Annotated in this window: 13 protein-coding genes; 11 read left to right on the plus strand and 2 right to left on the minus strand. The window is 72.8% G+C overall.

Annotated elements, in window-relative coordinates; all coding sequences use genetic code 11:
• Positions 1-269 precede the first annotated feature (269 nt).
• Positions 270-1646 carry an NsdA family TPR-like regulatory protein gene (locus tag ABT095_RS11220; protein WP_350529069.1) on the plus strand — a complete coding sequence of 459 codons (1377 nt, stop codon included), beginning with the start codon at positions 270-272 and terminating at the stop codon, positions 1644-1646.
• A gap of 111 nt (positions 1647-1757) precedes the next feature.
• Positions 1758-2933 (plus strand): hypothetical protein, encoded by a 1176-nt coding sequence (locus ABT095_RS11225; protein ID WP_350529070.1) that lies wholly within the window; start codon positions 1758-1760, stop codon positions 2931-2933.
• A gap of 44 nt (positions 2934-2977) precedes the next feature.
• On the opposite strand, the gene ABT095_RS11230 is transcribed toward ABT095_RS11225, so the two are convergent.
• On the minus strand, positions 2978-4228 hold the full coding sequence (locus ABT095_RS11230; protein ID WP_350529071.1) for an ABC transporter substrate-binding protein: 1251 nt from the start codon (positions 4226-4228) through the stop codon (positions 2978-2980).
• A gap of 369 nt (positions 4229-4597) precedes the next feature.
• Between ABT095_RS11230 and ABT095_RS11235 the strand changes: the two genes are divergently transcribed.
• The 8 genes from ABT095_RS11235 to ABT095_RS11270 all read left to right on the plus strand — a co-directional run bounded on the left by ABT095_RS11235 (position 4598) and on the right by ABT095_RS11270 (position 14311).
• A complete protein-coding gene (locus ABT095_RS11235; RefSeq protein ID WP_350529072.1) occupies positions 4598-5035 on the plus strand; it encodes an SCO4402 family protein in 438 nt (145 codons plus the stop codon).
• A gap of 94 nt (positions 5036-5129) precedes the next feature.
• Entirely contained in the window at positions 5130-5996 is an 867-nt protein-coding gene (purU, locus tag ABT095_RS11240) for a formyltetrahydrofolate deformylase (RefSeq protein ID WP_350529073.1), read from the plus strand.
• A gap of 365 nt (positions 5997-6361) precedes the next feature.
• On the plus strand, positions 6362-6823 hold the full coding sequence (locus ABT095_RS11245) for an ATP-binding protein (RefSeq protein ID WP_350529074.1): 462 nt from the start codon (positions 6362-6364) through the stop codon (positions 6821-6823).
• Positions 6824-7210: 387 nt separating this feature from the next.
• Positions 7211-8521, plus strand: a complete 1311-nt coding sequence (locus ABT095_RS11250; protein WP_350529075.1) for an MFS transporter — start codon at positions 7211-7213, stop codon at positions 8519-8521.
• A gap of 22 nt (positions 8522-8543) precedes the next feature.
• The gene (locus ABT095_RS11255) at positions 8544-9068 is read left to right on the plus strand and encodes a GNAT family N-acetyltransferase (RefSeq protein ID WP_350529076.1); all 525 of its coding nucleotides are present in this window, start codon (positions 8544-8546) and stop codon (positions 9066-9068) included.
• 195 nt (positions 9069-9263) lie between these two features.
• Positions 9264-9596, plus strand: a complete 333-nt coding sequence (locus tag ABT095_RS11260) for a DUF4229 domain-containing protein (protein WP_350529077.1) — start codon at positions 9264-9266, stop codon at positions 9594-9596.
• A 1-nt stretch (position 9597) separates the two neighbouring features.
• Positions 9598-10614: a LacI family DNA-binding transcriptional regulator gene (locus ABT095_RS11265; protein ID WP_350529078.1), complete on the plus strand. Its 1017-nt coding sequence runs from the start codon at positions 9598-9600 to the stop codon at positions 10612-10614.
• Positions 10615-10717: 103 nt separating this feature from the next.
• A complete protein-coding gene (locus ABT095_RS11270; protein WP_350529079.1) occupies positions 10718-14311 on the plus strand; it encodes an SdrD B-like domain-containing protein in 3594 nt (1197 codons plus the stop codon).
• A 36-nt stretch (positions 14312-14347) separates the two neighbouring features.
• On the opposite strand, the gene ABT095_RS11275 is transcribed toward ABT095_RS11270, so the two are convergent.
• Complete coding sequence (locus tag ABT095_RS11275) at positions 14348-15583, minus strand: MFS transporter (RefSeq protein ID WP_350529080.1); 1236 nt, start codon at positions 15581-15583, stop codon at positions 14348-14350.
• A gap of 204 nt (positions 15584-15787) precedes the next feature.
• Here ABT095_RS11275 and ABT095_RS11280 point away from each other — a divergent pair, with 204 nt between their 5' ends.
• Positions 15788-17242 carry a peptidoglycan D,D-transpeptidase FtsI family protein gene (locus ABT095_RS11280; protein WP_350529131.1) on the plus strand — a complete coding sequence of 485 codons (1455 nt, stop codon included), beginning with the start codon at positions 15788-15790 and terminating at the stop codon, positions 17240-17242.
• Positions 17243-17244 lie beyond the last annotated feature (2 nt).

Raw genomic sequence — 17244 nt, forward strand, 5'->3', positions numbered from 1 at the left:
GGCCTGGTTGACCGTCAGGGGTGCGGGGCGCTCTGCTGGGGGCAGGCACGCGCGCGAATCCCGGTGAGGTCGCAACCGGCGCAGGGAGGGGCGCACGGGGGCATTTGGCAGGGCGCGCGGGGAGTGGGTTGGTCACGGTGGGTATCCCCGGGGTGTTGCTGATCGATAGCCTGGGCCTTGGACAACCCCAACCGGTCGGCACGTCGGCAACCGAGCAGCAGTAATCGTCGCCCGCCGGTCAGGGCCGGGGGCGTGGGGAGGCGAAGCCCATGGCCGCTAGACCACTCGTCGCACGACAGCCCAACGAGCGTCTGCAGCAGCTGATCCAGGAGGCGAGCTGCTCGAACGCGGGCCTCGCCCGCCGGGTGAATCTCTGCGGCGCCGAGCACGGGCTCGATCTGCGCTACGACAAGACCTCCGTGGCCCGCTGGCTGCGTGGCCAGCAGCCGCGCGGGCAGGCGCCCGCCGTGATCGCCGAGGCACTGGGCCGCAAACTCGGCCGCGGTGTCACGGTGGACGAGATCGGCATGGCCGACGGAAAGAACCTCAGCTCCGGGGTGGGCCTGCAGTTCGCGGCCACCCTCAGCGGGGCGCTCGACCAGGTGTGCGAGCTCTGGCGCAGCGACGTCGGCCGCCGCGAGTTCCTGGCCGGCGCCACGGTGGCCGCCTCCGCGCTGGTCGAGCCCAGCCGGGACTGGCTGATCACCCCGCCCGACCCGGTGGTCGCCCGCACCGGCGGGCCCCGGGTCGGCATGGCGGACGTGGCGGCGATCCGGGCGACCACCCAGATGCTGGTCGAGCTGGACCACCGCTTCGGCAGCGGGCACGTCCGCCCGGTCGTGGTGCACTACCTCAACAGCGTGGTCTCCGGGCTGCTCTCCGGCGCCTACCGGGAGGAGACCGGCCGTCAGCTGTTCGGCGCGGTGGCCCGGCTGACCGAGCTGGCGGGGTACATGGCCGTCGACACGGGCCAGCCCGGTCTGGCCCAGCGGTACTACATCCAGGCGCTGCGGCTGGCCCAGGCGGCGGACGACCGGGGTTACGGGGGCTACGTCCTCGCCGCCTCGATGAGCCATCTGGCCGCCACCCTGGGCAACCCGCGCGAGATCGCCCAACTGGCCAGGGCCGCCCAGGAGGGCGCCCGCTCGGTGGCCACCCCGACGGCGATGGCGATGTTCTACGCCGCCGAGGCCCGGGGCCACGCCCTGCTCGGCGACGCCCGCTCCTGCGAGGCGGTGGCCGCCAAGGCGCTGGCCGCGATGGAGCAGCGCAACCCGGAGGACGACCCGGACTGGATCGTGCACTTCGACGAGGCCTACCTGGCGGACGAGTTGGCGCACTGTCACCGCGACCTCGACCAGGCGCCGCAGGCGGAGAAGTACGCCCGGACAGCGCTCGAACTGCACCCGCCCACCCGGGTGCGCCGGCGCGCCGTCGACCTGGTGCTCCTGGCCACCGCCCAGCTCCAGCAGCGGGACATCGAACTCGCCTGCGAGACGGGCGCGGAGGCCGTGCGGCTGCTGAGCGGTCTGCGGTCGAACCGGGGCGTCGAGTACCTGGACGAGTTCCGCCGCCGGCTGGAGCCGTACCGGGACCACCAGGTGGTCCGGGAGTTCCACGCCCGGGTGGAGGTGGAGGCCGCGTGACGGTTGGTCGGGCTGCGTAGTCACCTGTAACGGTGAACGGGTAGCGTTGGCGCGAAACTCGGCGGACCGGCCGGACCGGCGGCCGGTGCCGCACAGAGGTGAGGGATTCGCGTGAGCCGCCGCTCGTACTCCAACGACTTCAACATGGACGACCTCTTCCGGCCCGAGCCGGGAGAGGCGCAGCAGGCTGCCCAGCCGCCGGCCCCGCAGCAGCCGCCCGCGGGCCAGCCGCCGGCCGGTGAGCAGGCGCCCGAGACGCAGTACTTCCCGCCGTACCCGACCGGCGCCCCGGCCCCGGCGGCGCCCGCCGCGCCGCCCGCCGGGCAGCCCTCCTACGGCGGCCAGCAGGGCTTCGGTGCCCCGCCGCAGCCGCCGTACGGTGTGCCGCCGCAGCAGCCGCAGTACGGCGAGCAGCCCCCGGCCGGGCAGCCCTCCTACGGCGGTCAGCAGACCTTCGGGGGCCAGCAGGCCTTCGGCGGCCAGCAGCCCGGCGGGCAGCCCTCCTACGGGGGGCAGCAGACCTTCGGCGGGCAGCCTTCGTACGGCGGCCAGCAGACCTTCGGCGGCCAGCAGTACGGCGTCCCGCCGCAGCAGCAGTACGGGCAGCAGGGCGACTACCCGGCGTACGCCCCCGAGGAGGGCCGTCGCAAGCCCGACTCGCGGCTGGTCATCGGCGGTGTGGTGGCCGGTGTGGTGGCGGCCGGGGTGCTGGTCGGCCTGCTGCTGAGCGGCGGTGACGGCGGCGGCCAGGGCGCCAACGCGGCCAAGAGCCCGGCGGCCAAGGGCACCTCCACGGCGGCGCCGAGCACGGCGGGCACCGACGCGGCGGTGAACCCGGCGATGAAGGCCCAGGCCCAGGCGCTGTCCGACCTGCTGGGCACGGCGAGCCAGAGCCGGGCCGCGGTGATCGCCGCGGTGGACGCGGTGGGGCGCTGCCAGGACCTGCCGAACTCGCAGACCGCGCTCACCCAGGCCGCCGCCCAGCGCGACGACCTGGTGACCAAGCTGAACGCCCTCAAGGTGGACCAGCTGCCGGGCGGGGCGGACTTGGTCGCCCAGCTGCAGAAGGGCTGGCAGGCCTCGGCCACCGCCGACCGCGAGTACGCCGGCTGGGCGGGCGACTCGGTGGCCGCCTGCGACCCGGCCAAGCAGAACGCCAACGCCCACGCGCAGGCGGCCAACGCGGCCAGCGGCCAGGCCACCTCGGCCAAGGAGCAGGCCTCCGCGCAGTGGAACGAGATCGCGGCCAAGACCGGCCTGCCGACCAAGTCCAAGTCCGAGCTCTGAGCTCGGGAAGCTCCGGGGCCGGGCCCCGGAGCTTCGGTGCGGGCTCAGCCCTGCGGCTTGCCGCCGCTCAGGGCCCAGCGGACGTCCACGAAGGTGTTCTGCTGCTCGACCAGGCGGCCGCCCTGCACCTGCTGGAAGGTGACGGAGGTGTTCACCAGCCGGGGGGAGTCGGCGTTGGGCAGCATGTTGGTCATGCCCCAGCTGAGCGGCGGGGTGGCACCGGCCGTCTCGATCGGCTCGCCGCCGTCGAGCACCGAGCGCAGCGACCTGGCGGTGAGCGCCTTGCCGGGCCCGATCCGGGCGGCGGCCTGGCGTAGCACCTCGTAGGCGACCCAGGTGGTCTGCACGCCCGGGTCCGAGGGGTCGACGGCCTGCCCGCGGGTGTAGGTGCGCAGAGTGCCGCGCAGGGCGTCCCAGACGTGCGAGGACTCCGGCGGGTACCAGCCGGTCACGTACGCGCCGCCGAGCGGCCCGCCGTCGCCGCCGGTGGAGTCGACCACGGACTGCTGGACGCTGCCGATGACGGAGGAGAAGACGGTGTTGCGGTGCGGCAGCCGCCGGTAGGGGTCGAGCAGGTTGGAGGTGGGCTCGGCCCCGAGCGCGCTGGTGACGCAGTGGCCCGGCCGGTCGTCGCCGATGGCCTGCTGCACCACGTCGGTGTAGTCGTTGGACTTCTCCGGCGACTTGATGTCGGTCAGCTTGATCTGCTCGGGCCGGAGCGCGGCGGCCAGGAAGCCGGTCAGGGTGTCCCCGGCCCGGGTGTCGGGGCGGACCAGCGAGACGGTCTTGCACCCGGCCGCGACCAGCTGCCGTCCGTTGCCCGCGACCAGGGCGGGCATGCCGCCGGCGACGGGGTAGGAGAGCGGGCTGCTGTACTCGGGTGTGGAGAGGCCGTACCCGCCGACGTAGGGGATGCCCGCCGTCTCCAGGAGCGGCATGAAGCTGGTGCCGTACTGGCTGTAGGAGCCGGCCACCGCGATCACGTGCGCATCCACGGCCTGCCGGGCGCAGTCGGTGGCGCCGTCGGCGGTGTTGTGGTCGTTGCAGGTGAGGATGTGCACCGGGTGTCCGGCCAGGCCGCCCTTCTCGGCCAGCTCACGGCCGACGGCCTCGGCCAGGTCGGTCATGCCCGGCCGGTCGGTGGAGCCGGTGTCGGCGGGCGCCCAGGTCATCACCGAGACCTCGCCGGAGCCGGCCGCGTCGGCGGCACCGCCGCAGGCGCTGAGCAGGGCGGGCAGCAGGGCTGCGGCGGCGGCCAGCGCGAGCGCCCGGCGACGGTTGTGTGGCTGTGGCATGAACTGAGGTGAACGCCGTGTGACCTGCGGCGTTTCCTGAGTTTGGCATGCTCCGATCAGCACCATGGCTGTGACCCCTCCCCGGGTGACCGTCATTTCAGCTTCTCCACACTCGACCGGGCTGGGTGACCGGAAGGGTCGCGAGGGCGAACTGACGGCAAACGGAAGCGGAACTCCGGGCGATCACGGCGCGTGACGCGAGTAGAAGCGTGAGTGGAGGCGTGAGTGGAGGTGCCTCACTCCGGGAACGTACGATCGATTCCCATGGCCGCCAGTACTGACTCCACCGCCCACGCCGACCGGGAATCTTCGTACCGTTCTGCTCGAACCCCTTCTCGGACGGGGCACCGCTCCAGCACGATGGGCGGCATGCCGATCAATGACCTGCCCTGGTGGCGCTGGCGAGCCCGCGTGCGCTCGGGCCTGCACATGCTCTCCGACCCCGCCTTCCAGCAGCGGGTCTGGCTGACCGGTCAGGAGGGCTACGGGGACGTCACCGACGCCGTGTACCGCCTGGTGGAGGACACCTGGCTGGACCGCTGGCCCGCCGAGAAGTACCTCGGCACCGTCTTCCGGGACACCGCCGAGACCGAGCTGGTCTCGGCGGCGGTGCTGGGCGTGCTGCGGGTGCTGCACGAGGTCGGCGCCGACGCGCCGGCCGCCGCCTACCTGGCCCACCCCGGCTGGCCGGAGGCCGTCCGGGCCTGCCACCGGGCGCACGTGTGCCTGGCCGAGGCCGACGGGGAGGACCCGGCGGCCGAGCCGCGCTCGCTCGAGGTGCTGCGCATCCTCACGCGCATCGGCTGAGCCGTCCCGCAGTTCGGTCGGCCGGGCGCGTACGGGTGGGTCTGTGACACTCTGGACGGCTCGCGCCACCTACCGAAAGTTGGACGGCCCCACCGTGGAAGAGCAGAGCACCGGCACGCAGTACGTCCTCACGCTGTCCTGCCCCGACAAGCAGGGGATCGTGCACGCGGTCTCCAGCTACCTCTTCATGACCGGCTGCAACATCCTGGACAGCCAGCAGTACGGGGACGGGGCCAGCGGACTGTTCTTCATGCGGGTGCACTTCACCGCCGAGAAGCAGGTGGACGCCGAACGGCTGCGGGCCAGCTTCGCGGCGATCGGCGCCTCGTTCCGGATGGAGTGGGGCATCCACCCCGCCGCCGAACGGATGCGGGTGGTGCTGATGGTCAGCAGGTTCGGCCACTGCCTGAACGACCTGCTCTTCCGGGCCCGTACCGGCGCCCTGGCGGTGGACATCGCCGCCGTGGTCTCCAACCACACCGACTTCCGTGAGCTGACCGAGTCGTACGGCATCCCGTTCCACCACCTGCCGGTCACCAAGGACACCAAGGCCGAGGCCGAGCAGCGGCTGCTCGACCTGGTGGCCGAGGAGAACGTCGAGCTGGTCGTGCTGGCCCGGTACATGCAGGTGCTCTCCGACGACCTGTGCAAGGCGCTCTCCGGACGGGTCATCAACATCCACCACTCCTTCCTGCCGAGCTTCAAGGGTGCAAAGCCGTACCACCAGGCGCACGCCCGGGGCGTGAAGCTGATCGGTGCCACGGCCCACTACGTGACGGCGGATCTGGACGAAGGACCGATCATCGAGCAGGAGGTCGCCCGGGTCGGCCACGACGTGACCCCCGAACAGCTGGTCGCGGTCGGGCGCGACGTGGAGTGCCAGGCGCTGGCCCGCGCGGTCAAGTGGCACAGCGAGCACCGGGTCCTGCTGAACGGCAGCCGGACGGTCGTCTTCGCCTGAGGCCGGCCGGCCTGAACGGCCGTCAGACATCCGCTGTTCGACCGCCGCTGGACTGATGTAGGAAGGGTGGTTCGCTCGTGGCGGCGGCCGGTTGCGGCCCCGGTGGCGGTACGTTCGTTACGCTCGTGCCGAGGGGCGCGCCGACCCGGACGGCCCCGTCCGGCCGGGTGGCCGGACGACCGCTGGTGCGAAGCTCGTCAGGGTGAGCGGGACAGTATGCACCGCAGTGTCCCCCGATCGCTGGAATATGCCTGAAGCGCTTGCTGTGACCGGTCTGCCGGATCATCCTGAGGCGTATTCGTGACGAAGCCATGGGCAGTCCGACCGGGCCTCGGGGCCGAACTGCGAGTGCGGGTGGTGGAGCGGTGCAGGTACTTCAGGTGCAGCTGGCGGTCCAGGCGGATCCGGCCGAGGTGGGCCGGGCGCGCCGCTGGGTGCGCACCCGTCTGCAGGGCCACGGGCTCGACCCGGACGCCCCGATCGCCGAGACGCTGGTGCTGGTCGTCTCGGAGCTGGTGACCAACGCGGTGGTGCACACCGGCTCGCCCGCCGTGCTCCGGCTCTCGGTGCCGGTCCGCGGTGCGACCCCGGCCGCCTTCGACCTGGTCCGGGTCGAGGTGGCCGACGCGAGTCAGCACGCCCCCGCCCCCCGGCACGCCACGGGCGAGGCGACCAACGGCCGCGGCCTCGAACTGGTCGAACTGCTCTGCGACCGCTGGGGCTGGTACCCCGAAGGCTCCGGAAAGCGGGTCTGGTGCGAGATCGGTGCAGGCCACAGCGGTGACCTCGCCGGGCAGGCGCCCGCCGCGAACGCGTACGCCGGTTGAGCCCCGGTACACCACGCCGGGCCTCGCGCGCCGGAAATGCGCGCCAACCATTCCGAATTTCTGACAACCCATTGACGTGACGTATCCGACTGATCACTCTTGGGTGCAGCTCTCCGTCGAGTGAGGGGACGTCGAGGCCGCACCGGGCCGGCGCCAGCAGGGGGACGACGCTGCCTGCCGTCCGGTGGCTCCTCGACGCGTGCGGTGAGCGGGGCGTGCGGCTCGGGGCTGGGGGGCACCGAGGGGGCCCGCACGTGGGGGACGGATGGTGGCCCGCTGTTGCCTGGCGGGCCGCCATCCGACCGGCGGCCGCGGTGGCCTGATCCTGCCGAAACGTGGCAGTGCTGCCCCTCGTGCGAGCGGCGGTGACCTCGGCAGACTCGGGCTGTGACCGACACCTCCGAGACGGCCCAGCCGCTCACCGACCGCCCTCCGGCACCGCCCGCACCCCGGCTGCACTACGCCTGGGTGGTGGCCGGGGTCGCCCTGCTCGTCCTGCTCGGCTCGGCGGGCTTCCGCTCCACCCCCGGCCTGATGATGGACGCCCTCAACGCCGAGTTCGGCTGGTCGCACGCGACGATCGCGGGTGCCGTTTCGGTCAATCTCACCCTCTACGGCCTGACCGCCCCCTTCGCCGCCGCCCTGATGGACCGCTTCGGCGTCCGCCTGGTGGTGGTCTGCGCCCTGCTCATCATCTCCACCGGCGCCGGGCTGACGGTGCTGATGACCCAGAGCTGGCAGCTGATGCTCTGCTGGGGCGTGCTGGTCGGCCTCGGCAGCGGTTCGATGGCGGGCGCCTTCGCCACCACGGTGAGCGGCCGCTGGTTCCACGCCCGGCAGGGCCTGGTCACCGGCGTGCTCACCGCCGCCGGCGCGGCGGGCAACCTGGTCTTCATGCCGCTGCTCGCCTGGCTGGTCGAGCAGCACGGCTGGCGCACCGCCGTGGTGGTCGTCTCGCTCTGCGCCACGGCCGTCGCCGTCCCCGTCCTGCTGTTCATGCGCGAGCGCCCGGCCGACCTCGGGCTGCTCCCGTACGGCGCCATCGAGGCGCCGCCCGCGCCGGTGCTCACCGGCAGCGCGATCGCCCGCAGCCTGCGGGTGCTGCGGGAGGCCTCGCGCAGCCGGGCCTTCTGGCTGCTGGCCGGCTCCTTCGCGATCTGCGGCGCCACCACCGCCGGGCTGGTCGGCACCCACTTCGTCCCGGCCGCCCACGACCACGGGATGCCGGTCACCACCAGCGCGAGCCTGCTCGCGATGATCGGCGTCTTCGACGTGATCGGCACGATAGCCAGCGGCTGGTTCACCGACCGCTTCGACTCGCGGCTGCTGCTCATCACCTACTACGCGCTGCGCGGCCTCTCGCTGCTCCTGCTGCCGCGGCTCTTCGCCGGCTCGCTGCAGCCGCCGATGCTGGCCTTCGTGATCTTCTACGGCCTGGACTGGGTGGCCACCGTGCCGCCGACCGTCGCCCTCTGCCGCAAGCACTTCGGGCCGGACGCACCGGTGGTCTTCGGCTGGGTGCTGGCCGCGCACCAGATCGGTGCGGCGATCGTCGCCGCGCTGGCCGGGCTCGCGCGGGACCAGTTCGGCGACTACGACGCGGCCTGGTACGCGGCCGGCGGGCTCTGCGCGGTGGCCGTCGGCTGCTGCCTCGCCCTGCGGATGGTCCGGCCGACGGCTCCGGTGGCACTGTCGTAAGGGTCTACTAGGCTCTGGGGGTATGACACTGCGCTTCGAGCTCGACCCGGACCTGACGCCCGAGCTGCGGGCGGCGATCATCACCCTGTGGACGGACGTGAGCAACGCGGGCGGCGCCGTCGGCTTCGTCCCGCCGGTCACCGAGTCGCAGGTCCGGGCGACGGCCGAGCAGCAGTTCGCGGGGGTCGGGCCCGGGGAGGCGGACCGGCTGCTGGTCGGGTACGCGGGGGAGCGGGTGGCGGCGGTGCTGTTCTTCGAGGACATGCGGTTCGATCTGATGGACCACTGGCGGCTGCTCAAGCGGGTCATGGTCCACCCCGGCTGCCAGGGCCGCGGCTACGGCGCCCAGCTCCTGGCCGAGGCCGAGCGGGTCGCCCGGGAGTGGGGCCTCGCGGGCCTGCGGCTCACCCTGCGGGGCGGCCACGGGCTCGAGAAGTTCTACGGCCGCAGCGGCTACACGGAGGTCGGCCGCGTCCCCGGAGCCATCCGGGTCGCCCCGGGCGACGACCGCGACGACGTGACGATGTGGCTCGACCTGAGGGATTGAGTCGGAGGCGCGGTTGCACTGTCCGCCTTGGGTGGTGCAGCTGGGGCGGAGTGCACTGGTGCGGCGACGCGGATGGTCGGCCGCGCCGTTCCCCGCGCCCCTGGGGGGTTGCAACCGGGCCCTTGTGCATTGCCGCGGCAGCGGCGTGTTTCACTGGGAAGCCCCGTGTTGAGCCCCCTGGAAGGACCGAACGTCGTGAGCAGCAAGTCGCACGCCACGCTCCGCTACACCTCGCTGCGGGCCAGCCTGTTCCTCGGGTGCCTGCTGCTTGCGCTGCTGCTCGGGCACTTCGGCGTGATCCCGGTCAGCGGGCCGGCCGGGGTGGTGTTCCTGGTGCTGGTGGCGGCTCTGGTCTCGGCTCCGCTGAGCTACGTGCTGCTGAGCAAGCAGCGCGACGAGATGTCGGCGCAGCTGGTCGCCAAGGTGGAGGAGCGGAAGTCGAGGACGGCCACCCGGATCGCCCGGCAGAACGCCGAGGAGGACGCGGCCGACGAGGCCGCCCGCGCCGCGGCCGCCGCGCAGAACTGACGTGACCTTCCCTCCCGAGCCCGGGGCCAGACGCCCGACCGGGCGTGATGTGGCCCGGCTGGCCGGCGTCTCGCAGGCGACGGTCTCGCTGGTGTTCTCCGGCTCGGAGGCCGGCCACCGGGTGTCGGAGGCGACCCGGGCCCGGGTGCGGGAGGCGGCCGACGCGCTGGGGTACCGGCCGCAGGCCGCCGGGCGGCAGCTGCGGCTGGGGCGCAGCGGGATGATCCTGCTCGCGGTGCCCAACATCCTGGGGCCGTTCTTCGGCCGGGTGCTGGTCGGGGTGCACGAGGAGGCCGGGAAGCACGGTATGGCCGTGGTGGTCAGCTCCGGCTGGGGCAGTTCGACGCTGGCCGAGGCCGCCACCACCAGCCGCTTCGACGGCCTGCTGATCTGCTCGCCGGACGACAGCCAGCTCGGCGAGCTGCCCCCGGCCACCCCGGTGGTCTTCCTGGACGCCGACCCCGTCACCGACCCCGCCCGCCCGACCGTCGAGCTGGACGTCGCGGGTGGCATGCGCGCCGCGGTCGAGCACCTGGCGGGCCTGGGCCACCGCCGGATCGGCCACCTGCGCTCCACCCACTCCGCGTACACCTTCCGGGTCCGCCAGGCCGCCTTCGAGGCGGCGGCGGGGGACCGGGGCCTGGCCGTGGTGGAGGCCGGGGTGAGCCTGAACGAGGGCCAGGAGGCGGCCAGATCGGCCGCGTACCGGATGCTGGCCGCGCCGGACCGCCCCCGGGCGGTGCTCTGCGACGACGACGTGGTGGCCTCCGGGGTCTACCAGGCCGCCGCCGAGCTCGGGCTGCGCATCCCGGGGGACCTCTCGGTGGTGGGCATCGACAATGTCCCGGTGGCCGGGCTGCTGGCCCCGCCGCTGACCACGGTGGACCTGCCGGGCGAGGAGCTGGGCCGGGCCGGGGTGGCCGCGCTGGCGGCCCTGCTGCGGGGCGAGCCCGCCCCCGAAGTCCCGCCGCTGGCCACCTCGCTGGTGCTCCGGGCCTCGACCGTCCCGGTTCTCTGACGGTCCGCCATCCTGATCTGGCGTTAGTCCTATCGGATGAAAGGCCGTCAGGCCTGGCTTGTCGCTGCCCGGACATGCGGACGGCGCGGGCTGTGATGGGACCATGCGGAGAACCATCCCTCGGGGCCTCACCCGAACATCGCGCCTGGCGGCCGCCTTCGGCCTGCTCTGCGGCACCCTGCTGAGCAGTACCCTCGGCGCCACGCCGGCCCATGCGGCGATCACCTTCAGCAAGACGGTGGACAAGGCCACCCCCGCCCCGGGGGAGAACGTCACCTACACGCTGTCGTACACCTGCTCCACCACGGAGTGCGACAACGCCGTCATCACCGACCAGCTCCCGCCCGAGATGGAGTGGGTCGGCTGGACGCCGGACTCCACCACGGTGGACGTGGCGGGCTCGACGGTGCCCACGGCGGGGGCCAAGGGCGGCACCGCGACCATCAAGATGAAGACCCCGATGGCGCCGGGGACGACGGCCACCGTGAAGGTGGTGCTCAAGTACCCCAACTTCAGCACTGCCAACGGCACCAAGGCCGTCAACAACGCGAGCTTCACCGCCGACAACCAGACCCCCCAGACCGGCTCGGCCACCACCACGGCCGTCGTCCAGCCGCAGTACAACGTCACCAAGGGCGTCCAGACCAGCAGTGCGGACGGCCGCACGGTGACGTACCAGTTCAGCGCCTGCTCCAAGGACCAGGTGCCGAACGTGGACCTGGACGCCAGCCGGCTGGTGGACCAGCTGCCGGCCGGCGCGGTGGTGGACGTCAGCCGCTCGCCCGGCTGGAGCGAGAACCCGGCGGGCAGCAACAACTGGCAGTACGACATCGGCCCGTTCGTCTCCGGGAACGGCCAGGCGGGCTGCCGCAACCCGGGCGTGCTGGTGGTCCACTACCCCGACCCCACCTTCCCGAGCGGCACCACCTCGAAGAACACGGTGGACCTCAAGGGTGACCCGCTGGGCCCCGACCCCGAGCAGGACCTCTCCACGGCCGAGGCGACCACGCCGACCTTCCAGCCGCCGGTCACCGGTGTCGTGGTGCACACCTCGAAGACCTGGGGACCGACCGTCACCTCGGGCGACGTCAACGGCTTCAGCCTGTTCGCCACCAACACCAACGGGCCGATCACCAGCATGGTGATGACCGACCCGGGCACCGGTACCAACCCGGCGAACATCTACAACTGGCTGGACCCGCAGTCGATCCAGCTCGACGCGTGGAACCCGACCTCCATCGTCATGACCTTCCAGTACCGGCTCAACGGTGACCCGACCTGGCTGACCTTCACCGGGGCGAGCCCGTTCAACGGCTCCGCCGCCCGCCGGGTGTTCATCGACCACGGCGCGGGCGACCCGGCGAACGACCGGCTCGGCATCCCGGCCGGCCGCTGGATGGACGGCCTGCAGTTCACCTGGAACGGCCCGATCCCCAGCGGCTGGAGCCCGGGCAACTCGATCCAGGTGCTGACGCAGGTCAACTGGACCGGCCACGACGGCACCCCGGCGACCAACCCGCTGCACAACTGCGTGGACGTCATCGGCACCGACGCGGCGGGCCAGACCGGCACCGCGACCGCCTGCGCCGACACCAGCGTGACGGACGCGACCAACCTCGGCGCCGCCAAGACGACCGTCTCCGGCGCCGTCACCTCGCCCGGCGGCACCACCACCTTCCAGGTGATCCCGTACAACCGCACCGGCAAGGTGCTCGACAAGCCGCTGGTGCTCTTCGACCTGCTGCCGCCGGGCATGGTCTTCGTCGAGGGCAGCGTCCGCAAGGACCCGCAGTGGGCCGACAGCAGGGCGCCGGACGCGGTGAGCGTGCTGCCGGGCAAGGAGGGCCGCCAGCTGGTCAAGATGGTCTGGAACCCGCCGATCCCGGACCAGACCTACCTGCACGACAACCTGGCCTACCGGGTGCTCTTCGACGCCACCGTGGCGGGCAGTGCCAAAACCGGCACCGTCACCAACGACATCTTCGTGACGGCTGAGAACCCGTCACCGCCGGTCACCTGCTTCTACTTCGGCACCGACACCTCCGTGCCGGACTCCGACGACCTCAACGGCAACGGTGACACCACCGAGAAGCTCTGCAAGGCCAGCTCCCAGGTGCAGATCCAGGTGCCGGCCGTGCTGAGGGCGTACAAGGAGGTCAAGGGCGACAAGGACGCCGACTACGGCTCCAGCGGCACCACCTCGCCCGGCGGGGACATCTCGTACCGGATGACCGTCCGCAACGACTCGCCCGAGGCCGTGACCGACTTCATCGCCTACGACCGCCTGCCCACCCCGGGCGACGGCTACGTGCTCAACCCCGACACCGGGCGCGGCTCGACCTGGACGCCCTCGCTCACCGTGCCGCTGACCAGCAGCGACCCGACCGTGGTGATCGAGTACACCACCGACCCGAACCCGTGCCGCCCGGCCGCACTGCCGACCACTCCGGCGAACGCGCCCTGCAACTCCGGCGCGAGCTGGTCCACCACCTTCCCCGGGCCGGGGGTTGCCACCTGGTTCCGGATCCGGCGGCCCGGCTCGATGGCCTCCGGGGAGAGCTTCACACTGACCTGGTCGATGGTCGCCTCGGTCAACGCGCCCGACGCCGGCTTCGCCTGGAACAGCTTCGCCTACACCGCCACCGACAACACCGGCAAGCAGCTGCTGCCGGCCGAGCCGGCCAAGGTCGGCATCGGCGTGCAGTGGCCGCCCACCCCGCCGAACTCGCTGGGCGACTTCGTCTGGGACGACCTGAACAAGAACGGCCTCCAGGACGCGGGCGAGCCGGGCGTCGCGGGTGTGAAGGTGACCCTGATGGACGGACAGGGCCGGGTCGTCCGCGACAAGGACGGCAAGCCGGTCACCACGACCACGGACGGGGGCGGGAAGTACCTCTTCCCGAACCTGCCGAACGGCACCTTCGGCGTGCAGTTCGACCTGGCGACGATCCCGGCCGGCTGGACGGTCACGACCCGGAACGCCGGTTCGGACCCGGCGAAGGACTCGGACGCGGACCCGGCGACGGGGCTGACCCAGACGGTCGCGCTGACGGGTGGCACCGACTACCTGGACCTGGACATGGGCCTGGTGAAGCCCCCGGTGCCGCCGAACTCGCTGGGCGACTTCGTCTGGCACGACCTGAACAAGAACGGTCTGCAGGACGCAGGTGAGCCGGGCGTCGGTGGCGTCCGGGTGTACTTGGTGGATGCCCAGGGGCAGAAGGTCAACGGTGCCGACGGCAAGCCGGTCAGCGTCGTCACGGACGCGGGCGGCAAGTACCTGATCACCGACGTGCCGAACGGGGAGTACGGGGTCCAGTTCGACCTGGGCACCGTCCCGGCCGGGATGAAGGTGACCACCCGCTGGGTGGGCGGCCGGGTGCTGCGCTCGGCGACGGACAACTCGGACGCCGATCCGGCGACGGGTCTGACCCAGACGGTCGCGCTGACCGGTGGCACCGACTACCTGGACCTGGACATGGGTCTGATCACCGAGGAGTCGCCCTCGCCGACCCCGACGCCCACCCCCACCCCGACGCCTGTCCCGACGCCGACTCCCACCCCGACCGCGAGCCCGACGGAGCCGCTGCCGCACACCGGCAGTGACGTGCCGTTCGGTCCGCTGGGTGCGCTGGCCGGTGTGCTGGTGGTGTTCGGTGCGCTGCTGACGTCCCGGCGGAAGGGGCGCCACGGCTGACCCTCAGCGGTCCGAGGCGCCGTTCGCAGCTGCAGGTCAGGCGACTGACTCCAGCTCGCGGGCGGCGCCTCGCGCCGTGTCCGGGGCCGCCTCGGGCATGGGGGTGAACCAGCGGCGGGCGCCGAAGAGCAGCAGGGCGCCGAGGCCGATGCCGCCGGTGGCGCAGAGGGCGACGGCGGTGAGCGAGTGGGCCACCAGCGAGCCGGAGACGGCGTAGCCGGCCGCGTTGCCGGTGGCGAAGAGCGTCACCAGCCAGGCGAAGGCCTCGGTCACGGTGCCGCGCGGGGCCAGCTCGGCCACCAGCACGAAGGCCGCCGCGAGCAGCGGGGCCAGCCCGATGCCGGAGAGCAGCGCGAGGCCGGCCATCGCCCACGGGCCGGGCAGCAGGAGCAGCGGCAGGTAGCCGGCCGCCATGGCCAGGGCCAGCGCCCAGGTGCGGGTCGCGGTGGTGGAGCGCCACTTCACCGCGCCGTACGCGAGTGCGCCGACCAGCCCGCCGAGCGCGGCCAGCGCCAGCAGGGTGCCGGCCCCGCCGGGGAGAGCGCCGGAGTGCTGCTCGGCGTAGGCGATGAAGAGCACGTTCTGCGCGCCGACGGCCCAGCCGGCCCCGGCCAGGCCGACCAGCAGCAGCACCAGCCCCGGCGAGCGCAGCGGCCCGAGCAGCCCGGCCGCTTCGCCGCCGGCGCGGGCCGGGGCCCGCCAGGCGCGGGCGGGGGCGGTGGTCGCCACCACCAGCGCCCCGGCCAGCCCGAGCGCGGCGGCCGTCCACAGGGCTGTGGACGGACCGAAGACCGCCGAGATCCCGGCCACCGCGAGCGGCCCGGCCACGTACAGGATCTGCTGCGAGGCGGAGTCGAAGGCGTACGCGGTGTCGAGCTGCTCCTCCTTCACCACGCTCGGCCAGAGCGAGCGCAGGCAGGGCTCCAGCGGCGGCATCGCGAGCCCGGCTACCGCGGCCCCGAGCGGAGCGGCGATCCCGTTGCCGGGCGCGAGGGCGAGGAGGGCGTACCCGCCGCCGGCCACGACGGCCGAGCCGAGCAGCACCTTGGGCTGGCCCGTCCGGTCCACCAGCCGCCCGAGCACCGGCCCGCCGACGGCCGCCGCGATGGCGTACGCGGCGGTGGCCAGGCCGATCCGGCTGTACGGCGTGCCGGCCTCGCGCAGGGCGAGGGCGATGACCAGCGCGGTCATGCCGGCGGGGAGCCGGCCGAGCAGGGTGCCACCGAGGAGGCGGGTGACGTGGGGGGCGCGGAGCAGTGCGAGATAGCCCATGGTTAAGTAAGTTATACGTATAACTTCATCGGGTCAAACAGTGGAACTGGCCGTGGGGGGATCGGCGTCCTCCTCCTCGGGAAGGACTTCACCAGGCCGTCGTCGGGACCGTCGGCCGCGAACCGGCCCGGAGGGCCGCGCCGGGAAGCCTGCGGCTCCCGGGCCCGACAGGACCGGATGAACACCCCGAACCGCGGCTTCGGCATGGGCCGCTCGATCCGCCGTGCCTCGCTCTTCTGTCTGCTGCTGGTGCTCGCGCTCATGGTGCGCGTCACCTGGATAGCCGTGGCCAAGGCCGACTCGCTCGACAAGAACCCGGCCAACGCCCGCCTGACCATCGACCGCTACTCGGCCCCACTGGGCAACATCCTGGTCGGCGGGCAGCCCGTCACCGGCTCCAAGGCCACCGGCGGCTCCCTCGCCTACCAGCACAGCTACACCGACGGCCCCCGCTACGCCCCCGTCACCGGCTACAGCTCCCAAGCCTATGGCTCCACCCAACTGGAGAACCTCTTCGGCCCGCTGCTCGACGGCTCCGACCCGCGGCTCGCCTCGCCCTTCGACGCGATCTCCCGCTCCCGCCCGGCCGGCGGCGACGTGGTCACGACCATCGACCCGGCCGTCCAGCAGGCCGCCTGGAAGGCCCTCGGTGGCAAGCAGGGCGCGGCCGTGGCCATCGACCCGGCCACCGGCCACATCCTCGCCCTGGTCTCCACCCCCTCCTGGGACCCCAACCGGATCGCCGGCCGCTCCGCCTCCGATGCCGCCGCCTGGAAGGACCTGAGCGCCGACAACGGCGCCGCGATGATCAACAGTGCGCTGCGCTCCACCTACGCACCGGGCTCCACCTTCAAGCTGGTCACTCTCGCGGCCGCGTTGGAGAACGGCCTCTACCGCGACGTCGACCAGCCCACCGACAGCCCCGACCCGTACACCCTGCCCGGCACCCGGACGGTGCTCACCAACGAGAACCCCAGCGCGCCCTGCACCAACGCCACGCTGCGCACCGCGCTGGAGTACTCCTGCAACAACGTCTTCGCCAAGCTGGCCGCCGATCTCGGCGAGGCGAGGATGAAGGCGCAGGCCGAGAAGTTCGGCTTCGGGCTGTCGCAGCTGGACGTGCCGGTGCGGGCCGCGCAGAGCGTCTACCCGTCCGGGATGGAGAACTCCCAGGTGGCCCTGACCGGCATCGGCCAGTTCTCGGTGACCGCGACCCCGCTGCAGATGGCGATGGTCTCCGCGGCCATCGCGGGCGGCGGGGTGCTGATGAAGCCCTCGATGGTCGACAAGCTCACCGACCGCTCGGGCAGGACCGTGCAGGAGTTCAAGCCCGGGCAGCTGGGCGGCCGGGTGATGAGCGACCGGACCGCCGCGCAGCTGCGCTCGGCGATGGTCTCCGTGGTCACCGACGGCACCGGCAGGTCGGCCGCCGTGCCGGGGCTGACCGTCGGCGGCAAGACCGGCACCGCGCAGAACGGCGTCAACAACAGCGGCATCCCGTACGCCTGGTTCACCTCCTACGCGGAGGACTCGTCCGGGCACCGGATCGCCACGGCCGTGGTGGTGCTCGACGGCTCCTCCAACCGCGACCTGGTGAGCGGCGGCGGCATGGCCGCACCGACCGCCAAGGCGATGGCGGAGGCGTATCTGAAGCGGTAGGC

The organism is Kitasatospora sp. NPDC002227, from assembly GCF_040296285.1.
Classification (GTDB): domain Bacteria; phylum Actinomycetota; class Actinomycetes; order Streptomycetales; family Streptomycetaceae; genus Kitasatospora.

Coding starts and splice junctions, on each gene's coding strand:
- ABT095_RS11220 (WP_350529069.1), top strand. CDS start 270: ATGGCCGCTAGACCACTCGTCGCACGACAGCCCAACGAGCGTCTGCAG.
- ABT095_RS11230 (WP_350529071.1), bottom strand. CDS start 4,228: ATGCCACAGCCACACAACCGTCGCCGGGCGCTCGCGCTGGCCGCCGCC.
- ABT095_RS11235 (WP_350529072.1), top strand. CDS start 4,598: ATGCCGATCAATGACCTGCCCTGGTGGCGCTGGCGAGCCCGCGTGCGC.
- ABT095_RS11255 (WP_350529076.1), top strand. CDS start 8,544: ATGACACTGCGCTTCGAGCTCGACCCGGACCTGACGCCCGAGCTGCGG.
- ABT095_RS11270 (WP_350529079.1), top strand. CDS start 10,718: ATGCGGAGAACCATCCCTCGGGGCCTCACCCGAACATCGCGCCTGGCG.
- ABT095_RS11275 (WP_350529080.1), bottom strand. CDS start 15,583: ATGGGCTATCTCGCACTGCTCCGCGCCCCCCACGTCACCCGCCTCCTC.
- ABT095_RS11280 (WP_350529131.1), top strand. CDS start 15,788: ATGGGCCGCTCGATCCGCCGTGCCTCGCTCTTCTGTCTGCTGCTGGTG.